Source organism: Actinokineospora globicatena (assembly GCF_024171945.1).
Lineage (GTDB): Bacteria > Actinomycetota > Actinomycetes > Mycobacteriales > Pseudonocardiaceae > Actinokineospora > Actinokineospora globicatena.
Genome location: NZ_JAMTCR010000002.1, coordinates 2,125,690 through 2,141,961 on the forward strand (window position 1 = coordinate 2,125,690; position 16,272 = coordinate 2,141,961).

Below are 16,272 nucleotides of genomic sequence, written 5' to 3' on the forward strand. Positions count from 1 at the left end.
GGTTTGAGGCATTCATGTCGCACGTGCGCGCCGAGGCCATCGCGGTGGTCGGGTTCTCCTGCCGTTTCCCCGGTGCCGACGACCCGGGGTCCTATTGGGCGTTGCTGCGTGACGGCGTCGACGCGACCACCCCGGCGGACCGGTGGCGGCTCCCCGAGGTCCCCCGCGGCGGTTTCCTCACTCACGTCGACCGGTTCGACGCCGCGTTCTTCGGCATCTCCCCGCGCGAAGCCGCCGGGATGGACCCCCAGCAGAGGCTCGCGCTGGAGTTGGCGTGGGAAGCCATCGAGGACGCGCGACTGTTGCCCCGGGCGTTGCGCGGTAGCCGTACCGGCGTGTTCGTGGGCGCGATCTGGGATGACTACACGACCCTGTTGCGCCAAGACAGCGCTATCGACCGGAACACGCTGACCGGTACTCACCGCAGCATCATCGCCAACCGGGTCTCTTACCTGTTCGGGCTGCGTGGACCCAGCCTGGCCGTTGACGCTGGGCAGTCGTCGTCTCTGGTGTCGGTGCACCTGGCCTGCGAGAGCCTGCGCAACGGTGAGTCTGACCTGGCCATCGCTGGTGGGGTGAGCCTCAACCTCGCCGAGGAGAGCACCGTCAGCGCGCTCCGCTTCGGGGGGCTTTCGCCCGACGGCCGGTGCTACACCTTCGACGCTAGAGCCAACGGCTTTGCCCGGGGTGAGGGCGGCGGGCTGGTCGTCCTGAAGCCTCTGAAGGCAGCGCTAGCTGACGGCGACAGGGTCCACGCGGTGATCTTGGGGAGTGCCGTAAACAACGACGGTGGCGGTGCCAGCCTGACGGCACCTAGCCGCTACGCCCAGGAAGACGTGCTCCGGGCCGCGCACGTGAATGTCGACCCCAACGACGTCGGCTATGTCGAACTCCACGGCACCGGCACGCCGATGGGCGACCCGATCGAGGCGGCCGCCCTGGGGGCGGCACTCGGCGTCGCACGGTCCGCGCCGCTGCCCGTGGGGTCGGCCAAGACGAACCTCGGGCACCTGGAGGGCGCGGCCGGGATCGCGGGCCTGATCAAGGCCGCGCTGGTCGTCGAACACGGACTTGTTCCGCCGAGCCTCAATTTCTCGACGCCGAACCCGCGTATTCCGCTGGATGAGCTGAATCTGCGCGTGCAGACGGAATTGGCGCCGTTGAACGGTCCGGGAATCGTCGGCGTCAGCGCGTTCGGCATGGGCGGGACCAACTGCCACATCGTTCTCGGCGCGGGCTCGGAGAAGTCTTCCGACACCGCGGCTGACGGGCCGACTATCGCTTTGGTCAGCGGGAAGACAAAGGCCGCGCTGCGGGAACAAGCGCGACGGCTGGCCACGGTCGACGCGCCGGTTCGGGACATCGCCCACTCGCTGGCGACCACCCGGACCGGTTTCGAGCACCGCGCCGCTGTCGTCGCGGCGTCCGGCGATGAGCTGAAGACCGCACTGGCCGCTGTTTCCGCTGGTCTGCCCGCTGCCGGGGTGGCGGCGGGCAGGCTGGTCGCGGGCAAGGTCGCGTTCCTGTTCTCCGGGCAGGGCTCGCAGTGGGCGGGCATGGCCGTCGAGTTGCTCGACACCGACCCGGTCTTCGCCGCGAAGATCGCCGACTGCGCCGAGGCACTCGCCCCGCACGTCGACTGGTCGCTGCTGGACGTGCTGCGGTCGGGGGAGTTCGACCGGGTCGACGTCGTGCAGCCCGCGCTGTTCGCGGTGATGGTGTCGCTGGCGGCGGTGTGGCGGTCGTTGGGGGTCGTGCCGGACGCTGTGGTCGGGCACTCGCAAGGGGAGATCGCCGCCGCGCACGTCGCCGGGGTGTTGTCGTTGGCGGACGCGGCGAAGGTCGTCGCGTTGCGTGCCAAGGCGATTACCGCGTTGGCCGGGCAAGGCGGGATGCTGTCGGTGGCCGCGCCGGACGCGGACGTGCGGGACTGGTTGGCGGAGTGGCCCTCGCTGTCGGTGGCCGCGGTGAACGGTCCGGCGGCGGTCGTCGTCGCGGGTGACCCGACATCGCTGGACCGGTTCGCCGAGTCGGTTTCCGTTGACACCAAGCGGATCCCGGTGGACTACGCGTCACACTCGGTGTACGTCGAGTCCATTCGGGACGAATTGCTGACGGTGCTCGCCGGGGTCGAGCCGCACGCGGGGGATGTGCCCTTCCTGTCGACCGTGACGGGGGAGTGGACTTCCGAGCTGGATGCCGACTACTGGTACCGCAACCTGCGTGGCACCGTGGAGTTCGCCGCCGCCACCCGGACCCTCGTCGACTCGGGCTTCCGGTTCTTCGTCGAGTCGACACCGCACCCGGTGCTCGCCGCCGCTGTCCGGGACACAGCGTCCGAAGTGGACGCCGTGGTCGTCGGGACGCTGCGCCGCGACGACGGCGGTCGGGACCGGCTGTTGGTCAACGCCGCTGAACTGCTGGCTTCCGGGGTTGACGTCGCGGTGCCGCCGGGCACGGTCATCGACCTGCCGACCTACGCCTTCCAGCGGGAACGGCACTGGCGGCCGGGCAATGCCGAGGTCACGCAGGCCGCGCAGGTCGACTCGCCGCGGGACGTGCTGGACCTGGTCCTCGCCCACGCCGCCGTGGTCGGCGGGTTCAGCGGGGCGGTCGACCCGGCACTCACCTTCAAGGACCTGGGGTTCGAGTCGCTGACGGCGGTCGAACTGCGGGACCGGCTCGCGGCGGCCGCTGGGGTTCGGCTGCCGACCACGTTGCTGTTCGACCACCCGACGCCGCGTGCGGTCGCGGAGTACCTGCGGGGGCGGCTCGGCGGGGCGACACCGGTCGTGCGTCGACGGCGGTCGACGGCATCGGACGAGCCGATCGCGATCGTGTCCATGGCGTGCCGGTTCCCCGGGGGCATCGACTCGCCGGAAGCCCTGTGGCGCCTGGTGATCGATGGTGGCGAGGCGCTGAGCCCACCGCCGTCGGACCGCGGGTGGGACCTCTCGGGTCTGCCGGAGCGCGGCGGGTTCCTCGCCGATATCGCCGGGTTCGACGCCGCGCTGTTCGGGGTGTCGCCGCGCGAGGCGCTGGCGATGGACCCGCAGCAGCGGCACCTGCTCGAGGTCACCTGGGAGGCCATCGAACGCCTCGGTGTCGACCCGGCTTCGTTGCGCGGCAGCCGAACCGGGGTCTTCGTCGGCGCGATGGCCCAGGAGTACGGGCCGCGCATGCACGAGGCGGGCGACGACACGGCGGGCTACCTGCTCACCGGCAACACAGCGAGTGTCGCATCAGGACGGATCGCGTACACCTTCGGGTTCGAGGGACCGGCGATCACGCTCGACACGGCGTGCTCCGGTGGACTCGTCGCCCTGCACCTGGCAGCGCGCTCCTTGCGTTCCGGTGAGTGCGACCTGGCCTTCGCGGGCGGTGTGACGGTGATGTCGACTCCCGGCATCTTCGCCGAGTTCACCCGCCAGGGCGGCCTGTCCGCTGACGGCCGGTGCAAGGCCTTCGGTGCGGACGCCGATGGGACCGGGTGGGCGGAGGGCGTGGCGGTTGTCGCCGTCCGTCGACTCTCCGACGCCCTTCGTGATGGTGACCGCGTCCTGGCGGTCGTCCGAGGTACAGCTATCAACTCCGACGGTGCGTCCAACGGTTTGACTGCACCGAATGGGCCCGCCCAGCAGCGGGTGATCCTGGACGCCCTGGCCGCAGCTGACCTTGAGCCATCCGATGTGGACGTGGTGGAGGCGCACGGCACCGGCACGACCCTGGGTGACCCGATCGAGGCTGGCGCTCTTCTGGCGACCTACGGTCAGTCCCGGGCGACTCCGCTGTGGCTGGGGTCGGTGAAGTCCAACATCGGCCACACCCAGGCCGCCGCTGGTCTGGCGGGACTCATCAAGCTCGTCGAATCCCTGCGGCACAACACGTTGCCGCCGACTCTGCACGCCAGCACGCCCACCCCGCACGTCGACTGGACCACCGGCTCGGTCGAACTCCTCACCGCGCCCCGCCCTTGGCTGCCCACCGACGCACCCCGCCGCGGTGCTGTGTCGTCGTTTGGCATCAGCGGTACCAACGCCCACGCCATCATCGAGGAACCGCCTACACAACCGGTCGCCGAGTCGGCCGGTGTCGGGTCGTTCCCGCTGGTGCTGTCTGCTCGGTCCACGGAGGCTTTGCGCGCGCAGGCCGGTCAGTTACTCGGGCTGGACGTCGAGCCGCCTGCGTTGGCCAAGGCGCTGGCGACTACCCGGTTCGCGTTGGACCACAGGGCGGTGGTGCGCGCGGGTGATCCGGACTCGATGCGCGCTGGGCTGGCTGACCTTGCCGCGGGTCGGGGCTCCGCACTGGTCAGCACTGGCCGGGCTGAGGCGCGGAAGGTCGCGTTCCTGTTCACCGGTCAGGGGGCACAGCGCCACGGGATGGGGCAGGACCTGCGGGTCTTCCCGGTGTTCCGTGCCGCGTTCGATGAGATCCGCGACCGACTGCCGTTCGACGACGACGCCATCGACCAGACGGTGAACGCCCAAGCCGCCCTGTTCGCCTTCGAGGTCGCGACCTTCCGCCTGCTCCAGTCCTGGGGCATCCACCCCGACGCCCTGGTCGGCCACTCCATCGGGGAGGTGGCTGCCGCCCACGTCGCTGGCATCCTCTCCCTCCCCGACGCCTGCACCCTCGTCACCGCCCGCGCCCAGCTCATGCAGGCTCTGCCCTCCGGCGGCGCCATGCTGGCCATCGAGATCTCCGAGCCTGACCTGGCCCTCGAGTTCCCCGACGGCCTCCCGGCAGGCGTCGACCTCGCCGCAGTGAACGCCGATCGTTCACTTGTAGTATCGGGGGATCGTAGGATTGTTGAACAGTTGGAACGTAGGTTTGGTGAACAATCGCGGCGGGTGAAGTCGCTCGCGGTGTCGCACGCGTTCCACAGCCACCACATGGAGCCGATGCTCGCGGACTTCAGCCGCGCCGTGGCCGGGCTGTCGTTCGCCAGTCCGACGATCCCGTTGGTCAGCACTGCGCCGGGTGACCCGAGCACGCCGGAGTACTGGGTGCGGCAGGTCCGGGAGACCGTTCGTTTCGCCGACGCCGTGGCCGGGCTGGATGGGTCGGTGTTCGTCGAGCTGGGGCCGGACGCGGTCCTGTCAGCGCTGGTCGCTGACGGGATCCCGGCGGCCCGGGGCGCGCGACCGTCGACCGAGGTCATCGCCGACGCGCTGGGTGAGCTGTGGGTCCGCGGCGCCGACGTGGACTGGCAAGCTGTCCACGCTGGTCCCAGGGCACTGATCGACCTGCCGACCTACCCCTTCCAGCACGAGCGCTTCTGGCCGACGCCCACCACCTCCGGCCTGGCGGCAGCGGGGCTCGCTTCCACCGAACACCCCTTGCTCGGCGCGGCGATCACCCTCGACGACGGCATCGTCCTCACTGGCCGGTTGTCGCTCGCGACTCACCCGTGGCTGGCCGACCACGCTGTGCGCGGCACCGCTGTTCTTCCCGGCACCGCCTTCGTCGATCTCGCTCTCCATGCAGGCGCCCAGATCGGCAAGCCCGCGATCACCGAGTTGACCCTCCTCGCCCCTCTTGTCGTCCCCGCCAGCGAGTCGGTTCTGCTCCGCGTGACGGTCACCGGTGCCAGCGTCACCATCGCCACCCATGCCGATCAGGACTGGACCACCCACGCCACCGGGACCCTCACCGACTCCGAGTTCGCTTCCCACCCAGTCGTCCTCCCCGCTGACGCACCCGTGCGGCCTGACTACGACGCCTTGTCCGACCTGGGACTCGACTACGGACCGGCCTTCCGCGGCCTGCGTGCTGTCTGGCAGGACGGTGACACCACATACGCCCAGGTCGAGCTGGACGGCCCGCAGGCGGCTGTGTTCGACGCTGTCCTGCACGCTCTGGGTCCCGCTCTGGGGCGCGACGGAACCCCGCTGCTCCCGTTCGCGTGGTCCGGGGTGGCGCGGCACTCCGTTGCGACCACTGTGCACGCGCGGATCACCCGTCACGGTCAAGACGAGTACGCGCTGCACGCTGCTGACGACAGAGGGAATCCGGTCCTCACGGTTGACTCCCTGACGTTCCGGCCGGTCTCCGCCGCGCAGCTCCGGGAGCGCGGCGTCGCCTATGTCCAGGAATGGCAGCAGGTCCCGTCTGCTGGCCCCGTCGGTGAGACCGCCGTCGTCGAGATTCCCGAGGGCGACCTCGTCAACCGGGTCCACGCTGCTTCACGAGCGGCACTCTCCTTGGTTCAGAACTGGTTGACCAAGGATTCAGGCGAGTTGGTCATCAACACCGCTGGCGCTGTGTCCACTCAAGACGAGTCGGTGGACCCGGCATTGGCCGCTGTGTGGGGCTTGGTGCGGTCGGCCCAGACTGAGCACCCTGGCCGGTTCGTCCTCGTCGACGGACAACTCCCGTCGACGCTCCCTGCGGGTGAGCCGCAGGTGGCCATCCGCGCAGGCCAAGCCTTCGCGCCTCGGCAGGTTCGCGTTCCGGTCGACGGTCAGGCCGAGTGGGGCGACAAGGTCCTGATCACGGGCGGCACCGGTGGCATTGGCGCGCACGTCGCTCGACACCTTCTCGGGCTCGGTGTCCAGGTCGTCCTGGTCAGTCGTCGAGCCACGGCCAGTCCATCGGCGTCGGAACTGGCTGAACTCGGCGCCGCCATCGTTGATTGCGACGTCACCGATCGCGCGGCGGTGGCTGAACTGCTCGCTGCCCACCCCGTCACCTCGATCATCCACGCGGCCGGGACGCTCGACGACGCTCCCGTTCACACGCTGGATGGCGCCCGACTGGCAGCTGCCTTGCAGTCCAAGGTGGATGGTGCGGTCCACCTCCACGAGCTGAGCCGCGACCTCACCGAGTTCGTGCTGTTCTCCTCGGTGGCGGGCACCTTCGGGACCGCTGGCCAGGCGGCGTACGCGGCAGCCAACGCGTTCCTCGACGCTCTCGCGGTTCACCGCCGTGCTTCGGGCTTGCCAGCACGGTCTCTGGCCTGGGGGCACTGGGCGGACGGCATGGGCGCGTCCGTCGATCGCTCGCGGTTCGCGCACCTGGGTGGCACCCTCACCGCGGCCCAGGGCATGACGCTGCTGGACCACGCACCGGATCGCGCCCACGTCCTGGCCGTGGCGACTCCCTTCCGGGCCAAGCAGGTGGCGGCCGCCGTCTCGGCTGCCGATGTCGATTCCCTGGTGCTCAAGAGCATCGCGAACATCCTGGGCCACTCGTCGACCGACCGCGTCGATCCCAATCGGACGTTCAAGGACCTCGGGTTCGACTCGCTCACCGGCGTCGAGCTGCGCAACCGGATCGCCGCCGCGACCGGGCTGACACTGCCCGCGACCATCGTGTTTTCCCACCCCACGCCCGCCGCGCTCACCGAGTTCGTCGAAGCGGAGCTGGCGCCAGGACCGAAGCGGTCGACCGTGGTCACGACCGAGGTGGTCGACGAGCCGATCGCCATCGTCGCCATGGCTTGCCGCTACCCGGGCGGCGTGGACAGCCCGGAATCGTTGTGGCAGATGGTCATCGACGGCCGCGACGGGATCAGCGAGTTCCCCACCGCGCGCGGCTGGGACCTCTCCGGGCTCTACCACCCCGATCCGGACAACCCCGGAACCACGTACACCCGCCACGGCGGCTTCCTGCACGACGCCCACCTGTTCGACCCGGAGTTCTTCGGCATCTCCGCACGCGAGGCGCTGGCAATGGACCCGCAGCAGCGGATCATGCTGGAGCTGTCGTGGGAGACCTTCGAGCGGGCGGGCATTGATCCCACCTCGCTGCGTGGCAGTCGGACCGGCGTGTTCGCGGGTGTGATGTACCACGACTACGCCTCCGGCAGTGTTCCGTCTGATGTGGAGGGTTACATCGCCACGGGCGGTGCGGGCAGCGTGGTCTCCGGGCGACTGGCCTACACCTATGGCTTTGAGGGACCGGCGGTCACGGTCGACACGGCCTGTTCGTCTTCGCTTGTGGCACTGCATTGGGCCGCACGCGCGCTGCGGTCGGGCGAGTGCGACATGGCGTTGGTCGGCGGCGTGACGGTGATGTCGACGCCGACGGTGTTCGTGGACTTCAGCCGTCAGCGAGGGCTCGCGGCTGACGGTCGGTGCAAGTCGTTCTCGGCCTCCGCCGACGGGACGAGCTGGGCTGAGGGCGCCGGGCTGCTGCTGGTGGAACGCTTGTCGGACGCGCAGCGCAACGGCCACACGGTGCTCGCTGTGGTCCGGGGAACGGCCGTGAACTCCGATGGCGCGTCCAACGGGTTGACGGCACCCAATGGTTTGGCGCAGGAGCGAGTCATCCGGGCGGCACTGGCGGATGCTGGGCTTGCTACGTCTGATGTGGACGCTGTTGAGGCGCACGGGACGGGAACGGCGCTCGGCGACCCCATTGAGGCGTCCGCGCTGCTTGCCACATACGGCCAGGAACGCGACGAGCCCCTCTGGCTCGGCTCTTTCAAGTCCAACGTCGGCCACACCCAGGCGGCGGCTGGCGTCGGCGGCATCATCAAGATGGTCCAGTCGATGCGGCACGGCACACTGCCACCGACGTTGCATGTGGGCACTCCGTCACCGCACGTGACGTGGTCGGCTGGTGCGGTCTCTCTGCTCACCGAGGCTCAGCCGTGGCCGGATGCCGCCCGGCCGCGTCGTGCCGGGGTGTCGTCGTTCGGTATCAGCGGTACCAATGCCCACGCCATCCTGGAGCAGGCACCGCCGTCGGCTGCCGTCGAGTCCGGCGCTGCTGAGGAGCCCACGGTGGTGCCGTGGTTGCTGTCGGCGGCGTCGCCATCTGGGCTGGTTGCCCAGGCCGCGCGACTGCTTGACCTGGATGCGGATCCGGTGGACCTCGCGGTGTCACTGGCCGCTCGCCCGCTGTTGACGCATCGTGCCGCCGTGTTCGGGCGTGCTGGATTGGCCGATCTGGCGGTGGACCGGGTGTCTGGCTCGGTGGTCCGTGGTGAGGCGAGCGTGCAGAAGGTGGCGTTCCTGTTCACTGGTCAGGGCTCCCAGCGGGCTGGGATGGGGTCTCAGCTCCGCGTCTTCCCGGTGTTCGCTCGCGCCTTTGATGAGATCCGGGCTCGAGTGCCGTTCGATGACGCCGCGATTGATGAGACGGGGAACGCGCAGCCCGCGATCTTCGCGCTCCAGGTGGCGCTGTTCCGGCTGCTGGAATCGTGGGGTGTGCGCCCGGACGTGCTTGTCGGCCATTCCATCGGTGAGGTGGCCGCCGCGCATGTCGCCGGGATCTTGTCGCTGGACGACGCTTGCACCCTGGTTTCCGCGCGTGCCCGTTTGATGCAGGCGTTGCCGCCGGGTGGCGCGATGGTGGCGGTCGAGATCTCCGAGGCCGAGTTGGCGGTGGAGTTCCCCGAGGGGCTTCCCGAGGGCGTGGACTTGGCCGCGGTGAACTCCGATCGTTCACTTGTTCTATCGGGGGATCGTAGGACAGTTGAACTGTTGGAACGTAGGTTTGTTGAACAATCTCGGCGGGTGAAGTCGCTGGCGGTCTCGCACGCGTTCCACTCGCATCTGATGGACCCGATGTTGGCGGAGTTCTCGCAGGTCGTTGAAGGTCTCTCGTTCGCTGCTCCGGCGATTCCGGTGGTGAGCACGTCGACTGGGGACCCGAGCACGCCGGAGTACTGGGTGCGGCAGGTCCGGGAGACGGTGCGGTTCGCGGGGGCGGTGCCGGACGGGGTGCGGTGCCTGGAGCTCGGGCCGGACGCCGTGCTGTCGGGGCTTGTTGAGGCAGGCACTCCGCTGTTGCGATCTGGGCAGGACGAGCGAGCATCGGTGCTGCGCGCGGTGGCCGTCTCGCACCTCAAGGGGACCGGGGTCGACTGGTCGACGGTGTTCGAACCCTGGGGCGGCCGTCGGATCGACCTGCCGACGTACGCGTTCCAGCGCACGCCGTTCTGGATCTCCCCGGCAACGGTGCCGCCGGTCGACGGTCGGTTCTGGGCGGCGGTCGAGCACGAGGACATCGAGTCCATCGCCGCAACGTTGCGCCTCGATGGCGGTGACCTCGCAAGCCTTGCCCGCGTCCTGCCCGCCCTCGCGACCTGGCGGCGTTCCCAGGCTCTCGTGTCGAAGGTCGAAGACTGGCGTTACCGCATCGCATGGCAGCCACTGGACCTTCAGGCCGAGCAACTCGACGGCACATGGGCTGTGCTGGGGCCTGATCTCGACAACGTTGCTGACGCTGTGCGCGCGGCTGGTGCCACCGTCGTCGCTGAGCCGACTGACGTCACCGGCATCATCTCGACCGGCGGGCTGGACGAGGCGCTTCACCTCGTGCGGACGACCGCGGCTCGTGTCTGGTGTGTCACCCGTGGGGCCGAGGTTGACCCTGATCAGGCCTCGGTCTGGGGCTTCGGCCAGGTAGCGGCCCTGGAACACCCTGACCGCTGGGGTGGGCTCATCGACATCACGGAACCGCTCACGCCGCGCTCTGCGGGCCGACTTGCCGCTGTCCTCAATGGACGCGAGAACCAGGTGTCCGTTCGCCGGTCCGGGGTTCTGGCCCGACGGTTGGAGCGGGCCGCACCTGCCTCGCCGCGACCAGCCTGGCAGCCGACCGGTCCCGTTCTCGTAACAGGCGGAAGCGGTGCGATCGGTGCGCACGTCGCGCGCTGGTTGGCCGATCGTGGTGCCACGGAGATCGTCCTCGCCAGCCGCCGTGGCCTGCTTGCTCCTGGCGCGGCCGAGCTGGTGGCTGAACTTGCTTCCCTTGGCGCCCGGGCCGAGGTTGTCTCCTGCGACGTGAGCGACCGTGATTCCGTCGCCGCCCTGTTCGCCAGCCACCCGGTCGCCGCTGTTTTCCACACGGCGGGCACGGTCGACGATGGTGTCATTGAATCCCTTACTCCAGAGCGCTTTGCCGCGCTCATGCGGGCCAAAGTGGACTCAGCGCGGCACCTCGATGAACTCGCTGGGGACCTCACCGCGTTCGTCGTCTTCTCGTCGCTCGCGGGTGTCATCGGGAACGCGGGCCAGGCCAACTACGCCGCCGCCAACGCCGCGCTCGATGCCCTCGTCGCCCGCCGTCACAGCGAAGGCCGCACTGGCACTGCCGTCGCGTGGGGCCCCTGGGCAGACGCGGGCATGGCAGCGGGCCCCGTCGCCGACAGGCTCCGCCGCACCGGCCTCAACCCCATGCCCCTCGTGGCCGCCCTCCTCGCCCTGGCCCAGGCCGTGGACGCCGACGAGCCGCACACCGTCGTCGCCGACATCACCTGGTCCCGCTTCCCCGCCCGCCCCGACCCCCTGCTGTCGACCTTCGTCGACGCCACCCCGCTGCCCGACCTCCCCCCGGCCGACCTGGCCCGGCACCTGGAAACCCTCGTCCAGACCCACGCCACCGCCATCCTCGGCCGCCCCACCCCCGTCGCCCCAGACCGCGCCTTCCGCGACCTCGGCTTCGACTCCCTCACCGCCCTCGAACTCCGCAACGCCCTGGCCGCCGCCATAGCCCACCCCCTCCCCGCAAGCGTGGTCTTCGACTACCCCACCCCCACCGCCATGGCCGCCCACCTGCGGACCTTGGTTATCCACAACCCCCCGACCCATCCACAGGCCCCCGCCGCACCCCCCGCCGACCCCCCACCCCCGGTAGACTGGACCAGGGCCGCCCCCCGGAGAGGGCGGGGGCTGCCGACGCCCGCAGGCGCGCGCGAGCCGCGCCCCGCCGACGCGGTCAAGTCACCCGATGGGCTGGACTCGGCCCCCACCGGCACTCCTGCGCTCGCCAGCCGCTCTGCCACCAGCCGCTCGCACCAAGCCACCAGCGACCTCCAGTTACCCAGCCGAGGCGACGTCACTACCCCGCTGGGAGCCGACACCGCCCACCATCCCGTCGCTCTGGACCAACGGCCTCCTGCCCTAGGCACGCCCCTCGCAGCGCTGGCTGCTGGGTCCGAACCACCCGCATCCGCGATCGACCAAGGCCACGCCGCCCGCCAGCCCGGCGCATCAACTACGCCTGCCGGTCAGGGTGCACAGCCGACTAACGTAGCCCTCCACCCTGGTGCAGAAACGACTCCTCACCCGTCAGGCGTTGAGCTCGATGGGACGCGCGCTGGCACCGTCCAAGAGGCGCCGCATGCGGGGGATGTGGTGGTTGTGGGGATGGCGTGTCGGTTCCCCGGTGGGGTGAAGGGTCCGGAGGACCTGTGGCGGTTGGTCAGCCAGGGGGAGGACGCCGTTGGGGGGTTTCCGCGGGATCGGGGGTGGGATTTGGCGGGGGCGCCTGCGTTTGCGCGGGTGGGTGGGTTCCTGGACGACGTTGCGGGGTTTGATGCGGGGTTGTTTGGGGTTTCGCCGCGTGAGGCGTTGGCGATGGATCCGCAGCAACGCTTGCTCCTGGAGACCACCTGGGAGGTGTTCCAGCGGGCCGGGATGGATCCATTGGGGCTCAAGGGAAGCAGCGTCGGTGTCTTCGCGGGGACGAACGGGCAGGACTACGCGCCCCTGGTCGCCGCCGCGGGTGAAGGGCTTGAGGGGCACCTTGCGATCGGTAGTGCCGCGGCGGTGCTTTCCGGGCGGGTCGCGTACGCGTTCGGGCTGGAGGGTCCTGCGCTGACCGTGGACACCGCGTGTTCGTCCAGTCTGGTCGCGTTGCACCTCGCCGTGCGGGCGTTGCGGGGCGGGGAGTGCGACATGGCCCTCGCCAGCGGGGTGACGGTCATGTCGACGCCCACCGCGTTCGTGGAGTTCGGCCACCAGGACGGGCTCGCGGCGGACGGGCGCTGCAAGGCGTTCGCGGCCTCGGCGGACGGGACCGCCTGGGGCGAGGGCATCGGCGTCCTGCTGCTCATGCGGTACGCCGACGCGGTCGCCGCAGGCAGGCCCGTGCTCGCGGTCGTCCGCGGCACCGCCGTCAACCAAGACGGCGCCTCCAACGGCCTCACCGCCCCCAACGGCCCGTCGCAGCAACGAGTCATCCGTGCCGCCCTGGCCGACGCGCGCCTGCAACCGTCTGATGTGGACGTCGTCGAGGCGCACGGCACCGGCACCGCCCTGGGCGACCCGATCGAGGCCCAAGCCCTCCTGGCGACCTACGGCCAAGACCGCCCCCGACCCCTGTGGCTCGGCTCCGTCAAGTCCAACATCGGCCACACCCAGGCGGCGGCGGGCGTGGCCGGGGTGATCAAGATGATCGAGGCCATGCGGCACGGCACCATCCCCCGCACGCTGCACGTCGACCACCCCACCCCGCACGTCGACTGGTCCGGCCCCATGCGCGTCCTCACCGAGGACCAGCCCTGGGACACCGCGAACCGCCGCGCGGCCGTCTCCGCCTTCGGTATCGGCGGCACCAACGCGCACGTCATCCTGGAGCACGTCCCCGCCCCGCCGCCCGCCCCAGAGCCGCAGGCGCCGACAGCAATGGTGCTCTCCGCGGCCACCCCTGAAGCACTCCGTGCGCGTGCCGCTGCGCTGGTGCGGCTCGACCTGCCTGTAGGCGCAATATCGCGGACACTCGCCGCAACGGATGCGCGACTCAGGTACCGCGCGGCCATCGTTGCGGGCACCGACCTCCGCGACCGGCTCGCCGACATCACCCCGGTCGACCCCACGGCCCACCTGGCGTTCCTGTTCACCGGTCAGGGCTCCCAGTACGCGGCCATGGGCCAACGGCTCTACGACGCCTTCCCCACCTTCGCCGACGCCTTCGACGCGGTCCGGCTCCGCGTCCCGTTCGACGACGGCGCGATCGATCAGACCGGCAACGCCCAGCCAGCGATCTTCGCCCTCCAGGTGGCCCTGTTCCGGCTCCTGGAGTCGTGGAACATCCGCCCGGACTACCTCGTCGGCCACTCGATCGGTGAGGTCGCGGCCGCCCACGCCGCCGGGATCTTCTCCCTGGACGACGCCTGCACCCTGGTCGCCGCGCGGGCCCAGCTCATGCAAGCCCTCCCCGCCGGCGGCGCCATGCTCGCCGTCGAAATCTCCGAGCCCGACCTGGCCCTCGAGTTCCCTGACGGCCTCCCCGCTGGCGTCGACCTCGCCGCAGTGAACTCGGATCGTTCACTTGTGGTATCGGGGGATCGTAGGATTGTTGAACTGCTGGAACGTAGGTTTGTTGAACAATCTCGGCGGGTGAAGTCGCTGGTGGTGTCGCACGCGTTCCACAGCCACCTGATGGACCCCATGCTGGGCGAGTTCCGCCGGGTGGTCGACCGGCTGACCTTCGCCACCCCGTCGATCCCCCTGCTGAGCACCGCCACCGGCGACCCGAGCACGCCGGAGTACTGGATCGGGCAGGTCCGCGAAACGGTCAGGTTCGCCGACGCGGTCGGCCAGGTGCCCGCCGACGCCAGGTACCTCGAGCTAGGCCCGGACGGCGTGCTGTCCGCGCTTGTGCCCACCGCGGCCCCAACGTTGCGCCGCGACCGCGACGAGATCACAACCTTGCTCGAGGCAGTGGGCCACGACTACGCCCGCGGTGGAAATCCACAGTGGACCGTCATCCTGCCGCAGGGCGCCCCGGTCGAACTCCCGTCCTACCCGTTCCAGCACCAGCGCTTCTGGCCCAAGACCAACCCGGCCGACTCCTGGTGGTACGAGGTCGACTGGACGCCCACGACCCAGCGCCCCAGCACCCCGACCGGCACCTGGCTCCTGGTCGACCCCACGGACGACATCACCGCGGCATTCGCAGGCGTAGACACCATCACCCGCACCAACGTCACCCCGGACGATGTCCGCGACCTGACTGTCACTGCCGTCCTCGCCGCCGCGCCCACCCCCGAGACCGCCCTCGTCCTCCTCCAGAACGTCGACGCTCCCCTCTGGTGCGCGACCCGAGGCGCCGTCACCACTCCCGACGACCCGGCCCGAAACCCCCACCAGGCAGCCATCTGGGGCCTCGGTCAAGTCGCGGCCCTGGAACTCCCACGCCGCTGGGGTGGCCTCCTCGATCTCCCCGAAACCGTTGACCCTCAACAACTCCACGCCGCACTGGCCGGGGATGAAGACCAGCTGGCCCTCCGTGACGCGGGCACCCTGGTCCGCAAACTCGCCCGCACCAGCCCTAGGCCGACCCGTGACTGGACCCCCACCGGCACTACCCTCGTCACCGGCGGCACCGGCGCGCTCGGCACCCACGTCGCCCGCTGGCTCGCCGACCGGGGCGCCCCGCACCTGCTGCTCACCAGCCGACGCGGCCCGAACGCTCCCACTGCCGATGCCCTGGCCGCTGATCTCCGTCGCCGCGGCGCCGAGGTCACCATCGTCGCCTGCGACGTCACTGACCGCGACGCTCTCGCTCGCCTCATCGCGGAACACGACATCACCACGGTCTTCCACACGGCAGGAACCGTCCATGATGGAGTGATTGACACTCTCACGCCTGCCCAGCTCGACACCGTCTGGCAAAGCAAGGCCGCCGCGCGTCATCTCGACGACCTGCTCCCGGACGCCCACCTCGTGCTGTTCTCCTCGTTCGCAGGTGTTGTCGGCAACCCCGGCCAGGCCAACTACGCTGCCGCCAACGCCTACCTCGATGCCCTCGCCGAACACCGCCGCGCCCAAGGTCGACCTGCCACCGCGATCGCTTGGGGCCCTTGGGCGGGAACCGGCCTGGGTGCTGAAAACGCTGCGGCAGAACAGCAACACCGCACCGGTGTCACCGCTCTCGAACCTGACCAGGCAATCGCGGCACTCGCCACGGCCCTTGACGCGGACCTGACGACCGTCGCCGTCGCCGCCATCGACTGGCCCCGCTTCGCCGCGGGCCGCCGCACGACCTTGTTCGAACGCCTGACCGGGACAACCCACGCCCCCGGCCCCGACTTGCGTGCCGCGTTGGCCGAATCCCCGGTCGGCCAACGGGGTGCGCTCCTGCTGGACCTGGTCACGACCCGTGCGTCCACCGCACTCGGCCACCGCGCGGGCGAGCTGATCGATCCCCGCCGCGCCTTCCGCGACCTCGGTTTCGACTCCCTCACCGCCGTCGAGCTGCGCAACCAGCTCGACGCCGCCACCGGTCTCGCGCTGCCCGCCGGTGTCGTGTTCGACCACCCGACCCCCGAGGCCCTGGCCGCGTACCTGCTCGACGAGCTGACCGAGGACCCCGGGTCACCGGCCGTCGCCGAGCTGGACAAGTTGGAGGCCGCGCTCGCCGAGCTGCCGCCGACCGAGGCCGAGGCGGACGCGATCACCACCCGGCTGCGCGGACTGTTGGCGCGGTTGGAATCCGAGCAGCAGGCGGCGGGCGACGACCTCGCCGACGCGTCCGCCGACGAGCTGTTCGACCTGATCCACAAAGAGTTCGGCAAATCCGGATGATGCT

Annotated in this window: 1 protein-coding gene; it reads left to right on the top strand. The window is 70.2% G+C overall.

What is annotated here, in order from left to right:
• Positions 1-14 precede the first annotated feature (14 nt).
• Complete coding sequence (locus LV79_RS10110; protein WP_253834421.1) at positions 15-16,268, top strand: type I polyketide synthase; 16,254 nt, start codon at positions 15-17, stop codon at positions 16,266-16,268.
• Positions 16,269-16,272: the final 4 nt, after the last annotated feature.

Bases quoted from the DNA above. Each gene is read 5' to 3' on its own strand.
- LV79_RS10110 (WP_253834421.1), top strand. From the start codon at position 15: ATGTCGCACGTGCGCGCCGAGGCCATCGCGGTGGTCGGGTTCTCCTGC.